Annotated in this window: 12 protein-coding genes; 9 read left to right on the top strand and 3 right to left on the bottom strand. The window is 74.1% G+C overall.

What is annotated here, in order from left to right; translation table 11 throughout:
* The first annotated feature begins 61 nt into the window (after positions 1-61).
* Positions 62-1,765 carry a proline--tRNA ligase gene (locus DTB53_RS31870; protein ID WP_012378797.1) on the top strand — a complete coding sequence of 568 codons (1,704 nt, stop codon included), beginning with the start codon at positions 62-64 and terminating at the stop codon, positions 1,763-1,765.
* A 61-nt stretch (positions 1,766-1,826) separates the two neighbouring features.
* Here the strand turns inward: DTB53_RS31870 and DTB53_RS31865 are convergent, their stop codons facing one another.
* From DTB53_RS31865 to DTB53_RS31855, 3 genes are read right to left on the bottom strand one after another with little or no spacing between them, the layout of a single operon-like run.
* The gene (locus DTB53_RS31865) at positions 1,827-2,741 is read right to left on the bottom strand and encodes an aminoglycoside phosphotransferase family protein (RefSeq protein WP_003965888.1); all 915 of its coding nucleotides are present in this window, start codon (positions 2,739-2,741) and stop codon (positions 1,827-1,829) included.
* Positions 2,742-2,790: 49 nt separating this feature from the next.
* Positions 2,791-3,309 (bottom strand): ferritin-like domain-containing protein, encoded by a 519-nt coding sequence (locus DTB53_RS31860; RefSeq protein WP_012378796.1) that lies wholly within the window; start codon positions 3,307-3,309, stop codon positions 2,791-2,793.
* Complete coding sequence (locus tag DTB53_RS31855) at positions 3,306-3,845, bottom strand: hypothetical protein (protein ID WP_012378795.1); 540 nt, start codon at positions 3,843-3,845, stop codon at positions 3,306-3,308. The genes DTB53_RS31860 and DTB53_RS31855 overlap by 4 nt, the downstream gene beginning before the upstream one ends.
* A 176-nt stretch (positions 3,846-4,021) precedes the next feature.
* On the opposite strand from DTB53_RS31855, the gene rimP reads away from it, so the two are divergent.
* The 8 genes from rimP to DTB53_RS31815 all read left to right on the top strand — a co-directional run bounded on the left by rimP (position 4,022) and on the right by DTB53_RS31815 (position 14,940).
* Positions 4,022-4,525 carry a ribosome maturation factor RimP gene (gene rimP, locus DTB53_RS31850; RefSeq protein ID WP_003965885.1) on the top strand — a complete coding sequence of 168 codons (504 nt, stop codon included), beginning with the start codon at positions 4,022-4,024 and terminating at the stop codon, positions 4,523-4,525.
* A gap of 2 nt (positions 4,526-4,527) precedes the next feature.
* Complete coding sequence (gene nusA, locus DTB53_RS31845; protein ID WP_003965884.1) at positions 4,528-5,568, top strand: transcription termination factor NusA; 1,041 nt, start codon at positions 4,528-4,530, stop codon at positions 5,566-5,568.
* Between the two features lie 113 nt (positions 5,569-5,681).
* On the top strand, positions 5,682-5,960 hold the full coding sequence (locus DTB53_RS31840) for a YlxR family protein (RefSeq protein ID WP_012378794.1): 279 nt from the start codon (positions 5,682-5,684) through the stop codon (positions 5,958-5,960).
* 149 nt (positions 5,961-6,109) lie between these two features.
* Entirely contained in the window at positions 6,110-9,226 is a 3,117-nt protein-coding gene (infB, locus tag DTB53_RS31835; RefSeq protein ID WP_012378793.1) for a translation initiation factor IF-2, read from the top strand.
* 199 nt (positions 9,227-9,425) lie between these two features.
* A complete protein-coding gene (locus DTB53_RS31830) occupies positions 9,426-9,719 on the top strand; it encodes a DUF503 domain-containing protein (RefSeq protein WP_003965881.1) in 294 nt (97 codons plus the stop codon).
* Positions 9,720-9,754: 35 nt separating this feature from the next.
* The gene (gene rbfA / locus DTB53_RS31825) at positions 9,755-10,231 is read left to right on the top strand and encodes a 30S ribosome-binding factor RbfA (RefSeq protein WP_003965880.1); all 477 of its coding nucleotides are present in this window, start codon (positions 9,755-9,757) and stop codon (positions 10,229-10,231) included.
* Positions 10,228-11,127, top strand: a complete 900-nt coding sequence (gene truB / locus DTB53_RS31820; RefSeq protein WP_003965879.1) for a tRNA pseudouridine(55) synthase TruB — start codon at positions 10,228-10,230, stop codon at positions 11,125-11,127. The genes rbfA and truB overlap by 4 nt, the downstream gene beginning before the upstream one ends.
* A 261-nt stretch (positions 11,128-11,388) precedes the next feature.
* Positions 11,389-14,940, top strand: coding sequence for a hypothetical protein (locus DTB53_RS31815; RefSeq protein WP_012378792.1), 3,552 nt, complete (start codon positions 11,389-11,391; stop codon positions 14,938-14,940).
* Positions 14,941-14,954: the final 14 nt, after the last annotated feature.

Here is a 14,954-nt window from a genome sequence, read left to right as displayed (position 1 = left end):
CCGCCAGCCCGCACCGCCCGGCTAACCTCGGGCTCACCACCCTTGCGAGCAGGAGTTCATCATGGCCCAGGTCCAGCGCATGTCCCGATTGATGGTCAAGACACTGCGCGACGACCCGGCGGACGCCGAGACGCTCAGCCACAAGCTGCTGGTCCGCGCCGGATACGTACGCCGCAACGCGGCCGGCATCTGGTCCTGGCTGCCGCTCGGCAAGAAGGTCCTGGACAACATCTCCAACGTCGTCCGCGAGGAGATGGACGCCATCGGCGCCCAGGAGGTCCTGCTCCCCGCCCTGCTGCCCAAGGAGCCCTACGAGGCGTCCGGCCGCTGGGAGGAGTACGGCGACCTGCTCTTCCGCCTCAAGGACCGCAAGGGCGGCGACTACCTCCTCGGCCCCACCCACGAGGAGATCTTCACCCAGACCGTCAAGGACCAGTGCACGTCCTACAAGGACCTGCCGGTGATGCTCTACCAGATCCAGACGAAGTACCGCGACGAGGCCCGCCCCCGCTCCGGCGTGCTCCGCGGCCGCGAGTTCCAGATGAAGGACTCGTACAGCTTCGACACCACCGACGAGGGCCTCGCGCACTCCTACGCCCTGCACCGGGCCGCGTACATCAAGATCTTCGAGCGGCTCGGCCTGGACCACCGCATCGTCTCCGCCGTCTCCGGCGCGATGGGCGGCTCCGCCTCCGAGGAGTTCCTGGCCCCCGCGGCCGCCGGTGAGGACACCTTCGCCGACTGCCCGAACTGCGACTACGCCGCCAACACCGAGGCCGTGACCTTCGCGCTCGCCCCGGTCGACGGCTCGGCGCACGGCGCGGTCGAGGAGCTGGACACCCCCGACACCCCGACCATCGAGACCCTCGCCGCGCACCTCGGCGTCCCCGCCTCCGCCACCCTGAAGAACCTGCTGGTCAAGGTGGACGGGGAGATCGTCGCCGTCGGCGTCCCCGGCCACCGCGAGGTCGACCTCGGCAAGCTGGGCGAGCACCTGGCCCCCGCCGTCGTCGAGCTGGTCACCGCCGAGGACTTCGTCGGCCGCGACGACCTCGTACGCGGTTACGTCGGCCCCCAGGGCCTGGAGAAGGTCCGCTACCTCGCCGACCCCCGCGTCGCCCCCGGCACCTCCTGGATCACGGGCGCCAACAAGGAGGGCAAGCACGCGAGGAACGTCGTCGCGGGCCGCGACTTCGAGGTCGACGAGTACCTCGACGTCGTCGTCGTCGAGGAGGGCGACCCCTGCCCGAAGTGCGGCACCGGCCTCGTCCTGGACCGCGCCATCGAGATCGGCCACATCTTCCAGCTCGGCCGCAAGTACGCCGACACCTTCCAGCTCGACGTGCTGGGCCAGCAGGGCAAGCCCGTCCGCGTCACGATGGGCTCGTACGGCATCGGCGTCTCCCGCGCCGTGGCCGCCCTCACCGAGCAGACCGCCGACGACAAGGGCCTGTGCTGGCCCCGCGAGATCGCCCCGGCCGACGTCCACGTCGTCGCCGCGGGCAAGGCCCTCCAGACCGAGCTGGCCCTCGACGTCTCGGAGAAGCTCAACGCGGCGGGCCTGCGGGTCCTGGTCGACGACCGCCCCGGCGTCTCGCCCGGCGTGAAGTTCACCGACTCCGAGCTGATCGGCGTGCCCAAGATCCTCGTCGCCGGCCGCCGCTCCGCCGACGGCGTCCTGGAGCTCAAGGACCGCCGCACCGGCGAGCGCGAGGAACTGACCGTCGACGAGGCGATCGCCCGTCTGACGGCCGACCTGGCCTGACCCGTCGCCGCGAAGGCCCCCGCGCGAGGCCGCGCGGGGGCCTTCGCCGTACGGGGCGGGGCTACAGCCAGCCCGCGAACTCCAGGTTGACCTCGCCCATCTGCCGCCGCCCCTCGGCCAGCGCGCGGGTGCCCGACTCGACCGCCCGGAACAGCGTCCAGGCGTGCAACCGCGCCTGCTCCACCTCCAGCGACTCCGCCAGCCTCTTGACCCGCCGCCGGGCCGTCACCGGGCCGCCGGGGGAGGCGATCAGATCCTCCACCCGGTCCCGCACCAGCCGCGCCAGGTCGTAGGCCCGCTCGCCCACCAGCGGTTCCGGTCCCACGGTCAGCCACGGCGCGCGCTCGCCGGAGAGCACCTTGCTCTGCCGGAAGTTGCCGTGCAGCAGCAGGAGTTCGGGCGCCCCCTCCACCAGCTCCGCGCGCGCCGCGAGCGCCGCGTCCACCAGCGGCGCGAGCTCCGGATCGGCCTCGGCGGCCGTCCGCATCCCGGCGCTCTGCCGATCGGTCCGCGCGGTCACGCTCTCGAAGGCGTGCCCGGCCGGCGGCTCCACCCACAGCCGCCGCAGCGTGCCCGCCGCCTCCAGCAGGGCCTTGGCCTCCGGCAGGGAGCGCAGCGACACCTCGTGGTGCAGCCGTTCCAGCAGCAGCGCACCGGACGCGTCGAGCTCCGGCGCGTCCAGCGGCTTCACCGCGCCCCAGCCGTTCCAGTGCTCCAGCGCCGCCCGCTCCAGCTCCGGACCGGCGACCGGCGGGGCGAGCTTCAGCGCCGCCGGGGTCCCGTCGGCCCGCCGGACCAGGACCACCAGGGAGCTGCGCCCGCCGGGGGCGGCGACCCGCTCCACGGTGAGGCCGCCATCGGCGGCGAGCGCCCGCTCGGTCAGCGCGGGGAGCGCGTCCAGCCAGTCGGCCGCCGCGTCGTCCCCGTACATCTCACCGAGCGCGCGCACCAGGCGCTGCGGCGGTTCGCAACCCATACGTCGTGTGTTCCCTTTCCGGTTCTTCGTGACGGCACGCCTCCTCGTGTCAGCGCGCGCCGTCCGCGCCGGCGGCCTCCACCGGGCCCGTCGCGTCCGGGTCCGCACCGGCGGCCCGCTCCGCGAGCCCCGGAAAGGCTACGTTGCCGCCCCGCCAGCGGGCCGACCGCACCGCGGCCTCGCGCAGCGCGCCCGCGGCCTCCTTGCGGCGAGCGCCCTCGGCGGCCCGTACGAGATCGGCGTACGCGCCCGCGATCCGGTCCTCCAGCACCGCGGCCAGCCGTACCGCCGACGAGGCGTCCGCGACGGCGAACGGCAGGGCGTACGCGGCGTCCGAGGCCACCGACCTCCCGCCCAGGTCCCGCACGGAGCGCGCCAGCGCGTCCCGGCGGGCCCGGTGCCCGTCGTACGCCGCGCGGGCCTCGCCGCCCCGCTTCCCGTCGAGCCGGCCGCCGAGCAGCCCGTAGCCGTACACCGCGGCGTGCTCGGCGGCCAAGGCCGCCTGGACGGCGGTCAGCTCGGGGGTCTCGGCGTCCTCCTCGGACGGCCGGACGGATCGGGTGCTCATGCGGCTGTCTCCTCGGCCAGTTCGGTCAGCAGGTAGGCGTGCGCCGCCGCGGCCCCGGCCACCGAGGCCAGCAGCCGGGCCAGCTCCGGCTCGACGTTCAGCAGCGCCTCGGCGTAGGCGTCGGCCCGGCGGCGCTCGTCGGCGGCCAGCTCCCGCACCGCGGCCTTCGGGTCGGCGGACACCGGGCCGGGCGCGGCCGGAGGGGCGTCGGCCCTCGGACCGCCCTTCGCGCGCGGCGGCGCCAGCGCCTTGCCGTGCTCCCGCACGGCGGCCCGCAGGGGAGCCAGGCCCGCCGCCGTCGCCGGATGCGCCTTCGCCACCAGCTCGTACCGGGCGAGCAGGAGGGCGCCGTCACGCGCCGCCTTCTCGCGCACGGCCTTTCCGGTCCTGGCGGCGGCGGCCCGCGCGCCGGAGTGCGCGGGCTTCCCGCCGTTCGCCTCCTCGTCGCCGCCCCCGCAGCCGGTCAGCACCGCACCCAGGGCGAGGGCTCCCGTAGCGGTGAGCGCCCCCCTGCGCGTCGTCCCCGTGCGCCGCACGTTTCTCCTTCGGGCCTGGACCGGTCCTGACAGGATCTGTCCTGATGTGATCACCGCAGGCGAGCGTACCCGCGGCCGAGCGGCAGGCGGACGGCAACACCCCTGGCGACCGGATACCCTTTGACCTGACGCACGACGATCCCCACAACAGCACACGCGGCCGAGGAGTCACCCGGATGAGCACCACCCAGAGCGAGAGGCTGCGCGGGCTGCTGGAACCGCTCGTCAGCGCCCAGCAGCTGGACCTCGAGGAGATCGAGGTGTCCCGGGCCGGCCGACGGGGAGTGCTGCGGATCATCGTGGACTCCGAGGAAGGCGTGGAGCTGGACGCCTGTGCGGAGCTGAGCCGCGCGATCTCCGAGAAGCTGGACGAGACCGACGCGATGGGCGAGGGCGAGTACGTCCTCGAAGTCAGCTCCCCCGGCGCGGACCGCCCGCTGACCGAGCACCGCCACTACGTACGCGCCACCGGCCGGCTGGCCAGATTCCACCTGGCCGGCGACGGCTCCGGCGAGCTGGTCGCCCGCATCCTCGCCGTCGACGAGGAGGGGCTCGACCTCGAAGTGCCCGGCGTCAAGGGCCGCAAGCCCACCGCCCGCCGCCTCGCCTTCGACGAGATCGCCAGGGCGCGCGTGGAGATCGAATTCAACCGCAAGGACAAGAAGGAAGAGGAGGCGTAGCCGTGGACATCGATGTGAAGCTTCTGAAGGGCTTGGCGCAGGACAAGGAGATCCCCTTCGACGTGCTCGTCGGGGCGATCGAGTCGGCCCTCCTCATCGCGTACCACCGCACCGACGGCAGCCACCGCCGGGCCCGCGTGGAGCTCGACGCGAACGGCCACGTCACGGTGTGGGCCAAGGAGGACCCGGCCGACCTCGAAGAGGGCCAGGAGCCCAAGGAGTTCGACGACACCCCGTCCGGATTCGGCCGGATCGCCGCGACGACCGCCAAGCAGGTCATCCTGCAGCGGCTGCGCGACGCCGAGGACGACAAGACCTTCGGCGAGTACGCCGGGCACGAGGGCGATGTCGTCACGGGCGTCGTCCAGCAGGGCAAGGACCCCAAGAACGTCCTCGTCGACATCGGCAAGATGGAGGCCATGCTGCCGGTCCAGGAGCAGGTCCCGGGCGAGGAGTACGTGCACGGCCTGCGCCTTCGTACGTATGTCGTACGGGTCGCCAAGGGCGTCCGCGGCCCGTCGGTGACGCTCTCGCGCACCCATCCGAACCTGGTGAAGAAGCTGTTCGCGCTGGAGGTCCCGGAGATCGCGGACGGTTCCGTGGTCATCGAGGCCATCGCCCGCGAGGCCGGCCACCGCACCAAGATCGCCGTACGCTCCACCCGGGCCGGGCTGAACCCCAAGGGCGCCTGCATCGGCCCGATGGGCAGCCGTGTGCGCAACGTCATGGCGGAGCTGCACGGCGAGAAGATCGACATCGTGGACTGGTCCGAGGACCCCGCGGAGATGGTCGCCAACGCCCTCTCGCCCGCCCGGGTGAGCAAGGTCGAGGTCGTCGACCTCGGCGCCCGCTCCGCCCGCGTCACCGTGCCGGACTACCAGCTGTCGCTGGCGATCGGCAAGGAGGGCCAGAACGCCCGCCTCGCCGCCCGCCTCACCGGCTGGCGCATCGACATCCGCCCCGACACCGAGACGGACGAGGAGCGCGAGAACGCCGACCGCGAGCGGGCCGAGCGGGCCAGGGAGCGCTCGGAAAGGCGTTGACCCGGAGCGGCTCCAGGGAATAGATCTGAGGGGTACGCCGCTGAGATCACGACAACATCCGTTCGATTTTTGCCCCAAAGCGGCGAGGTCGGTACGGGGAGGTAGACTTAACCGTGTCTGGCCGGACGCAAGCCCGCGCTTGCCCAGAGCGAACCTGTGTGGGATGCCGGGAGCGGGCGGCCAAGAGCGAGCTGCTGCGCATCGTGGTGGACGAGGGCGCCTGCGCCCCTGATCCACGCGGTACGCTGCCCGGCCGGGGTGCTTACGTGCACCCCGTCTCTGTCTGTCTCGACCTGGCGGTCCGCCGCCGGGCGTTCCCCCGGGCCTTCAAGGCCAAGGGGCCGTTCGACACCGCGGCACTGACGCGGTATGTCGAGCGGGTTGCACCGTAAGAAAAGTGAACGGCACGGGTCCCCGTGCGGTCAGGTACCTCGCGAGTTGGAAGTAGGTCGAGATTGCGATGAGCACTCGATGAGTACGCGATGAGTACGCCCATGAAGTAGCGACGGTCCGGCGGTAACCCGGACCTAAAAGGAGCGAAGTGGCTAAGGTCCGGGTATACGAACTCGCCAAGGAGTTCGGCGTCGAGAGCAAGGTCGTCATGGCCAAGCTCCAAGAACTCGGTGAATTCGTCCGTTCGGCGTCCTCGACGATCGAGGCGCCGGTTGTACGCAAGTTGACCGACGCACTGCAGGGGCCCGGCGGCAACGCCGGCAAGTCCGCTGCGAAGCCCGGTGCGCCCCGCAAGGCGGCGCCCGCGAAGCCCGCAGCGCCCTCCCCGGCCGCTGCGGCACGTCCCGCTGCCCCGAAGCCCGGAGCACCGGCACCCAAGCCGGCCGAGGCCCCGAGCAGCACCCCGGCGGCGCCCTCCGCGCCGTCCGCGGGCCCCCGTCCGGGCCCGAAGCCCGCGCCGAAGGCGGCCCCGGTGACCCCGGTCCCGGCCGCCGAGTTCTCGGCCCCGGCTCCGGCCCAGCCGGCTGCCCCGCAGCCCCAGGCCCCGCGTCCCGCGGGTGCCACCCCGGGTCCCCGTCCCACGCCCGCCCGTCCGGCTCCGGCCGGCGGTCAGCGCGACGGCGGCCGTGACGGTGGCCAGCGCGACGGCGGCCGTGGTGGCGAGCGTGGCGGCGACCGCCCCGCGCGTCCCGCGGGCCAGGGCGCCCCGCGCCCCGGCGGCGCCCGTCCGGCCGGTCCCCGTCCGGGCAACAACCCCTTCACCTCCGGCGGTTCCACCGGCATGGCGCGCCCCTCGGCGCCCCGTCCCGGCGGTGCCCCGCGCCCCGGTGGCGGCCAGGAGCGCCCCGGCGCCCCGCGTCCCCAGGGCAGCGGCCCCGGCGGCGCCCCGCGCCCCCAGGGCGGCCAGGGTCAGGGCGGTGCCCGTCCTACTCCGGGCGGCATGCCCCGTCCGCAGGCTCCGCGTCCCGGCGGCGGTCCCGCCGGTAACCGCCCGAACCCGGGCATGATGCCGCAGCGTCCCGCTGCCGGCCCGCGTCCCGGTCCCGGCGGCGGTGGCCGCGGTCCCGGTGGCGGCGGTCGTCCCGGCGCCGGTGGCGGCGGTCGTCCCGGTGGCGGCGGCTTCGCGGGTCGTCCCGGTGGCGGCGGTGGCGGCGGCTTCGCCGGCCGTCCGGCCGGTCCCGGTGGCGGTGGCGGTGCCGGTCGTCCCGGTGGCGGCGGCGGCTTCGGCGGTCGTCCCGGCTTCGGTGGCCGTCCCGGCGGCCCCGGTGGCCGCGGTGGCACGCAGGGTGCGTTCGGCCGTCCCGGCGGTCCGGCGCGTCGTGGCCGCAAGTCGAAGCGGCAGAGGCGCCAGGAGTACGAGGCCATGCAGGCCCCGTCGGTCGGCGGCGTCATGCTGCCTCGCGGCAACGGACAGGCCGTCCGGCTGTCGCGCGGCGCCTCGCTCACCGACTTCGCGGAGAAGATCAACGCCAACCCGGCGTCGCTCGTCGCCGTCATGATGAACCTCGGCGAGATGGTCACCGCCACGCAGTCCGTTTCCGACGAGACGCTCCGGCTTCTCGCCGAGGAGATGAACTACGTCCTGGAGATCGTCAGCCCCGAGGAGGAGGACCGCGAGCTGCTCGAGTCCTTCGACATCGAGTTCGGCGAGGACGAGGGCGGCGAAGAGGCTCTGGTCTCGCGTCCGCCGGTCGTGACCGTCATGGGTCACGTCGACCACGGTAAGACCCGACTGCTGGACGCGATCCGCAAGACCAACGTGGTCGCGGGCGAGGCCGGCGGCATCACGCAGCACATCGGTGCCTACCAGGTCTCCTCCGAGGTCAACGGCGAGGACCGCAAGATCACCTTCATCGACACCCCGGGTCACGAGGCGTTCACCGCCATGCGTGCCCGTGGTGCGAAGTCGACCGACATCGCGATCCTCGTGGTGGCGGCCAACGACGGTGTGATGCCCCAGACGATCGAGGCGCTGAACCACGCCAAGGCGGCCGAGGTGCCGATCGTGGTCGCGGTCAACAAGATCGACGTCGAGGGCGCCGACCCGACCAAGGTGCGCGGTCAGCTCACCGAGTTCGGTCTGGTGGCCGAGGAGTACGGCGGCGACACCATGTTCGTCGACATCTCCGCCAAGCAGGGCCTCAACATCGAGGCGCTCCTGGAGGCCGTCGTCCTCACCGCCGACGCCTCGCTCGACCTGCGGGCCAACCCGGAGCAGGACGCGCAGGGCATCGCGATCGAGTCCCACCTCGACCGCGGTCGCGGCGCCGTCTCGACCGTCCTGGTCCAGCGCGGAACGCTGCGCATCGGTGACACGGTGGTCGTGGGCGACGCCTACGGCCGAGTCCGCGCCATGCTCGACGACAACGGTCAGAACGTCCAGGAAGCGGGTCCCTCGACCCCCGTCCTGGTGCTCGGTCTCACCAACGTCCCGGGCGCCGGCGACAACCTCCTGGTGGTCGACGAGGACCGTACGGCCCGTCAGATCGCCGAGAAGCGTGCCGCCCGTGAGCGCAACGCCAACTTCGCCCGCAAGGGCGTCCGGTTCTCCCTGGAGAACCTGGACGAGGCGCTCAAGGCCGGTCTGGTCCAGGAGCTCAACCTCATCATCAAGGGCGACGCGTCCGGTTCGGTGGAGGCTCTCGAGTCCTCGCTGCTCCAGCTCGACGTCGGCGAAGAGGTCGACATCCGGATCCTGCACCGCGGTGTGGGTGCGGTCACCGAGTCGGACATCAACCTGGCGACCGGCTCCGACGCCATCGTGATCGGCTTCAACGTGCGCGCCGCGGGGCGTGCCGAGCAGATGGCCGAGCGCGAAGGCGTGGACGTCCGGTACTACTCGGTCATCTACCAGGCGATCGAGGAGATCGAAGCGGCCCTCAAGGGTCTGCTCAAGCCGGAGTACGAAGAGGTCGAGCTCGGCACGGCGGAGATCCGCGAGATCTTCCGCTCGTCCAAGCTGGGCAACATCGCCGGTGTGCTGGTCCGCTCCGGCGAGGTCAAGCGCAACACCAAGGCGCGCCTGCTGCGCGATGGCAAGGTCATCGCGGAGAACCTCAACATCTCCGGTCTGCGCCGCTTCAAGGACGACGTCACCGAGATCCGCGAAGGCTTCGAGGGCGGTATCAACCTCGGAAACTTCAACGACATCAAGATCGACGACGTCATCGCGACGTACGAGATGCGCGAGAAGCCGCGAGGCTGATCACCTCTCGGGTCCGCGAGGATCCGCAGGGATTCGGAAGGGGTCCGGGAGGAAACTCCCGGCCCCCCTCCACCACGGTCGGGGCCGGTCGACGGGTCGTATTTCCGTCGATCGGCTCCGGCCGTTCCGGTACGGTTCTGATGTCCCCGGCAAGCTCTGGCGGGGCACGAACCCGAACCGGCGGGACATCCGGACACACATGTATGTGGGGACCCTGTCCTTCGATCTGCTCCTCGGCGACGTACGGTCGTTGAAGGAGAAGCGTTCCGTCGTCCGCCCGATCGTCGCCGAACTCCAACGCAAGTTCGCGGTGAGCGTGGCCGAGACCGGCGGGCAGAATCTCCACCGCAGGGCCGAGATCGGCCTTGCCGTGGTCTCCGGTGACACCGGGCACCTCACGGACGTGCTGGACCGCTGCGAACGGCTGGTCGCGGGACGCCCCGAGGTGGAGCTGCTGTCGGTGAGACGGCGGCTGCACAGTGACGAAGACTGACAGTCGAGCAAATCAGAAGGAAGAGTGACGGACCGGTGACCGACAACGCGCGGGCCCGCAAGCTGGCCGATCGCATCCAGGTCGTGGTCGCGGAGACCCTGGACCGGCGAATCAAGGATCCGCGGCTGGGATTCGTGACGATCACGGACGCCCGGGTCACCGGCGACCTGCGGGAGGCCACGGTCTTCTACACGGTCTACGGCGACGACGAGGAGCGCGCGGCCTCCGCCGCGGCGCTGGAGAGCGCCAAGGGCGTCCTCCGCTCCGAGGTCGGCCGGCAGACCGGGGTCCGGTTCACGCCGACCCTGGCCTTCGTCCCGGACGCCCTCCCGGACAACGCCCGCACCATCGAGGACCTCCTCGACAAGGCGCGGGCCAAGGACGCGGAGGTGCGTCAGGTGTCCACGGGAGCGCAGTACGCCGGCGACGCCGACCCGTACCGCAAGCCCGAGGACGAGGACGAGGAGACCGACGGATCCTCCGAGAAGAACGAGGGCCCGGCCTCCGCATGACCGAGCAGACCACCACGCCGGACGGCCTTGTCATCGTCGACAAGCCGTCCGGCTTCACTTCGCACGACGTCGTCGCCAAGATGCGCGGCATCGCCCGCACCCGGCGGGTCGGCCACGCCGGCACGCTGGACCCCATGGCGACCGGCGTCCTCGTACTCGGGGTCCAGCGGGCCACCAAGCTGCTGGGCCACCTCGCCCTGACCGAGAAGGAGTACCTCGGCACGATCCGGCTCGGCCAGGACACCGTCACCGACGACGCCGAGGGCGAGATCACCTCGTCCACCGACGCCTCCGGCGTGACCCGCGCGTCCATCGACGCCGGGGTGGCCGCACTCACCGGCCGGATCATGCAGGTCCCGTCCAAGGTCAGCGCCATCAAGATCGACGGCAAGCGGTCCTACGCGCGGGTGCGCGGCGGCGAGGAGTTCGAGATCCCGGCCCGCCCGGTGACCATCTCCTCCTTCCGCGTCTACGACGTCCGCGAGGCGGTCGCCGAGGACGGCACCCCCGTCCTCGACCTGGTCGTCTCCGTCGTCTGCTCCTCGGGGACCTACATCCGCGCCATCGCCCGCGACCTCGGCGCCGGACTCGGCGTCGGCGGCCACCTCACCGCGCTGCGCCGCACCCGGGTCGGCCCGTACGGACTGGACGCGGCCCGGACCCTCGACCAGCACCAGGAGGAGCTGACCGTGATGCCGGTCGCCGAGGCGGCGGCCTCCGCGTTCCCCCGGTGGGACGTGGACGAGAAGCGCGCCAAGCTGCTCCTCAACGGTGTGCGGCTGGACATGCCCGCCCATCCGCCGGGGCCGGTCGCGGTCTTCGGGCCCGACGGGGCGTTCCTCGTGCTCGTCGAGGAGGAGAAGGGCAAGGCCAAGAGCCTCGCCGTCTTCGCCTGAGCCGCACGCCGCACGCCGCACGCCGCGTGCCTCACGCCGTGTCCCGTACGCCGTGCGGCGCGAAGGGCCCTGCGTGGAGCGGGCACCCACCCCCCAACCCGGTGCCCGCTCCACGTTTCCCTCCCCGGCACCATTCCTGCTCCCCGGGGGACACGCCTATTCACCCCATTGGACGGGCGCTCGGAGTGAATACCGGGGGCGTGGGGGGCGCTTTCCCCGTCCTCGCGCTCCGGGCGATCACCGGCGGCCTAACGTCGCACCATGGGCAGTGGGGACCGGTCGAAGCTGGTAAGAATCTGTGATCAGGCCGGCCGGCCGCGCGGGACGGGATTCGTCGCGGACGACCGCGGCACGGTCGTCACCGCCCACCAGGCCGTGACCGCCCCGGGCCCGCTCCTCCTCCACGGCACCGACGGCCGCACCCGCACCGTCGCCCCCGACGACATCACCGCGCTCCCCGCCCTCGGCCTCGCCCTCCTGAACACCGGCGGCCCCGACGCCCTCGACGCGGAACCCCTGCCCATCGCCGGACGCGACCGCGCCGAGCCCGGCGGCTACGTGGACATCGCCGCCCACGGACGGCGCGAGGCCCGGGTGCTCGGCACCACGCCCGCCACCTACACCCCGCCGGACGGCGTCGGCCACCCGGTCCCCGCCGCCCTGGAGCTGGCCCTCGGCACCGACGGCCGCGACGCCCTGCGCTCCGGGGGCGCGGCCATTGGCGGACCCGTCACCGACCCGGCCACCGGCGCGGTCCTCGGGATCCTCTGCACCACCCTCACCGCCCCGCACGAGGCGGCCGGCCTCGCCCTCCCGATCCCCCGGGGCGCGGACGACGCGCTCGACGCCCTGCTGCGCCGCAACGCCACCGCGGCCCCCGGCTACGGCCCCGATCTCAACCTGGCCGGGGCCCTCCAGCTCACCGCCACCTCCGTCGGCTCGGCGGACGGCCCGCGAGCCCGCACCGCCCCCGTCGAGCGCGCCGACGTCCACGCCGAGCTCACCGCCTTCGCCGCCGGTACGGGCCTGGTCCTCGGTCTCGTCGGAGCGCCCGGCACCGGCCGCACCACCGAGCTGGCCGCCCTCGCCGCCCGCCGCGCCGACGGCGAGGCGCCCGCCCCCACGCTCTGGCTGCGCGGTGCGGACCTGCTGGCCGAGGACACCTCGATCGCGGACGCCGCGGACCGCGCGCTCACCCGCGCCGCCCGGATCGTCTCCGCGGCGGGCGCCCGAGGCGACATGAGCACGGCCACCCCGGAGCGCGTCGCCCGGCTCGCCGCCGAGGCCGGCCAGCCGCTCCTGGTGGTTCTCGACGGCCCCGAGGAGATGCCGCCGCTGCTGGCCCACCGGCTCGCCGACTGGACGGCGGGCACCGCCGTCTGGCTCGAGGAGCGGGGCGTCCGGCTCGTGGTGGCCTGCCGCCCCGAGCACTGGGAGACCGCGGGCGGCCTCTACCCTGCGGGCGCCCTGCACCGCCCGCCCCGCCCCGCCCGCAGACTGCCGGCCGCCCTGCGCCTGGGCGACCTCACCCCCGAGCAGGCCGAGCGGGCCAAGGAAGCCCACGGCATCCCGCCCGCCGCCCTCGCCCCCGGGCACGACCGGCACCCGCTCACCCTGCGGCTCCTCGCCGAGGTCCGCGCGGCCCTGCCGCCCGGGGTGCCGGGCCGGCCCGACACCGAGGACGTCTTCGGTGCCCACCTCGACCTGCTGTGCGTGCGCGCCGCCGTCCGGATCGCGGCCGCCGCCGGTGAACAGCCCCGCGGCGCCGCCGTGCGCCGGCTCGCCGCCCGGGTCGCGGGCCAGGTCCACGAGGCGGCCCGCCGCTGTCTGGGCCCGGGCCAGGGCGAGCTGGACCGGGCCGCGTTCGAGGAGATCTTCCCCTGGCGCACCGGCTGGGCCTCCGCCGTCCTGACCGAGGGACTCCTCGTCCCGGCCGGGGCGGGCTACCGCTTCGCCCACGAGGAGCTGGGCGACTGGGTGCAGGGCGCCCACCTCGACCTGGACGCGGCCCTGCGCTCCCTGGTGCACCGCTGGCACCGGGGCGGCGGCGGCCTGGGCCGGGTGCCGCACCCCCGCGCCGACGGCGAACCCCGCAGCCTGCCCGTGCCCCGGCACCGCATCGGACCGGTGATCCAGGCGATGGTGCTCCTCGGCCGCCGCCAGGGCACCGCCGCGCTCGCCCACCGGATGGCCGACCTGATCGAGGCGCTGGACCGGCTGTGGACCGCCGCGGGCCCGCGCGACGAGGACGCCGCCTGGTGGGCGGCCCACCTGCTGAACGGCAGCCTGCTGCGGGTGCCCGACGCCCGCCCCTACCTCGGCGTCCTGCGGGTGCTCGCCGGACGCATCACCCGCCGCTCCGCCGCCCCGGAAGGCCCTGGCCGCCTCGGGGCGTACGGAGAGTTCGGGCCCTGGTTCTGGCGGCGGCTGCGGCTGCCCGAGGAGGACCGGATCGACCTGCTCCGCCGTCTCGTGCCCGCCGACGGACTGCCCCGCGCCGACGGCGACGAACGCTATCTGGACGCGGTCGCCCGCCGCCTCGCCCTCGACGCCCCGGCCGTGCAGCCGCTGCTCTGCCGCTGGTTCACCGACGAACGCCCGCTGCTCGTGGGCCCCGACGCCCCGGACGTACCCCTGCGCCCCACGGTCGCCGCCGCCGCGCAGGCCCTGCTCTACGCCCGCCGCGAGCTGGACCTCGACGGCCTCACCGACGCGCTGATCGCCACCCCGCACCGGCGCGCCGGGGAGCTGCTCCTCGCCGTCGCCGAGGACGAGCCCACCGCGCTCTGCCGGGCCGTGGAGCGCTGGGCCCGTGACGAGGACCGGCCGGCCCGCCGCTCCGCCGCCGCCCGCTACGCCGGACTCCTCCAGCAGCGGGTCACCGCCGAGGGCGACCGGGCCCTGCTGCGCTCCGCCGCCCTCCTGCTTCTGGACCGCCCCGAGGACGCCGAACTGCACGCCGCCGCCCTCTCCCTCCTCGTCCGCGACCCGGTGGCCAGGAGGGCCCATCTGCCCGGGGCGCTGCGCGCCTTCGCCGCCGGAGACCCCCGGCTCCCCGTCGAACTGCTCGCCGAGGTGTTCCCCGCCCACCCGGAGCCGGTCCTCGCCGCTCTCCGCGCCCGCCTCGCCCGCCCCGGGGAGGACGCGGGAGCGGTGCTGCGGGGCCTGGCCGGCCTCGACACGCCCGCACTCGCGCTGCACGTCGCCGGACTCGTACGCGAGTACATCGACGCCCATCCCGAGGACGGCACGCACGCCGCCGAGTACGTCGACCTCCGCCTGGAGCACGGACCGGCCGCCCGGGCACTCCTGCTGCCCCTGGTGACCGGACTGCTGCGGGACCGGCCCGCGCCCCCACCGGTGCGCGCCGCGCTCGCCGGGGTCCTCGCCGGGCCCGGCAGCGCCGACTCCCGGCCGCTGCGGGCGGAGCTGCTGGAGGTCCTGCTGGAGTTCGAGCAGGTCACCGGGCGGGACCCGGACGTCCTGGAGGCCCTGCTCCGGGCCGCCGCCGAGGGCTCGGAGCGCCGCCCGGAGATCCGCACCCGCGCACTCGTCCACCGCACCGGGATGCTGCTGGTCCGCACCCCCGAGGGCGCCGCCCGCTTCGACCGGGGGCTGGTCGAGCTCGCCCGCGACGTGCCCGGATTCGCCGCGCTCGTCACCCGCTGGCTGGCCGACGCCCCGCAGGAGTGGGCGGCGGTCGTGGGGCCGAGCGCCCGGCGCACGGTCGAGGCGTTGGAGACATCACGCCCGTCGATGCCGATGCCGATGCAGGCGGCGGGACGTGAGCATGGCAGTCTTAGACCTGCGTAATCGACATACACACG

The sequence above is a fragment of the Streptomyces griseus genome (assembly GCF_900460065.1).
Taxonomy (GTDB): Bacteria; Actinomycetota; Actinomycetes; order Streptomycetales; family Streptomycetaceae; genus Streptomyces; species Streptomyces griseus.
This window is presented reverse-complemented; position numbering and strand designations above follow the sequence as displayed.

Bases quoted from the DNA above. Each gene is read 5' to 3' on its own strand.
- DTB53_RS31870 (WP_012378797.1), top strand. From the start codon at position 62: ATGGCCCAGGTCCAGCGCATGTCCCGATTGATGGTCAAGACACTGCGC.
- DTB53_RS31865 (WP_003965888.1), bottom strand. From the start codon at position 2,741: ATGGGTTGCGAACCGCCGCAGCGCCTGGTGCGCGCGCTCGGTGAGATG.
- DTB53_RS31860 (WP_012378796.1), bottom strand. From the start codon at position 3,309: ATGAGCACCCGATCCGTCCGGCCGTCCGAGGAGGACGCCGAGACCCCC.
- rimP (WP_003965885.1), top strand. From the start codon at position 4,022: ATGAGCACCACCCAGAGCGAGAGGCTGCGCGGGCTGCTGGAACCGCTC.
- DTB53_RS31830 (WP_003965881.1), top strand. From the start codon at position 9,426: ATGTATGTGGGGACCCTGTCCTTCGATCTGCTCCTCGGCGACGTACGG.
- truB (WP_003965879.1), top strand. From the start codon at position 10,228: ATGACCGAGCAGACCACCACGCCGGACGGCCTTGTCATCGTCGACAAG.
- DTB53_RS31815 (WP_012378792.1), top strand. From the start codon at position 11,389: ATGGGCAGTGGGGACCGGTCGAAGCTGGTAAGAATCTGTGATCAGGCC.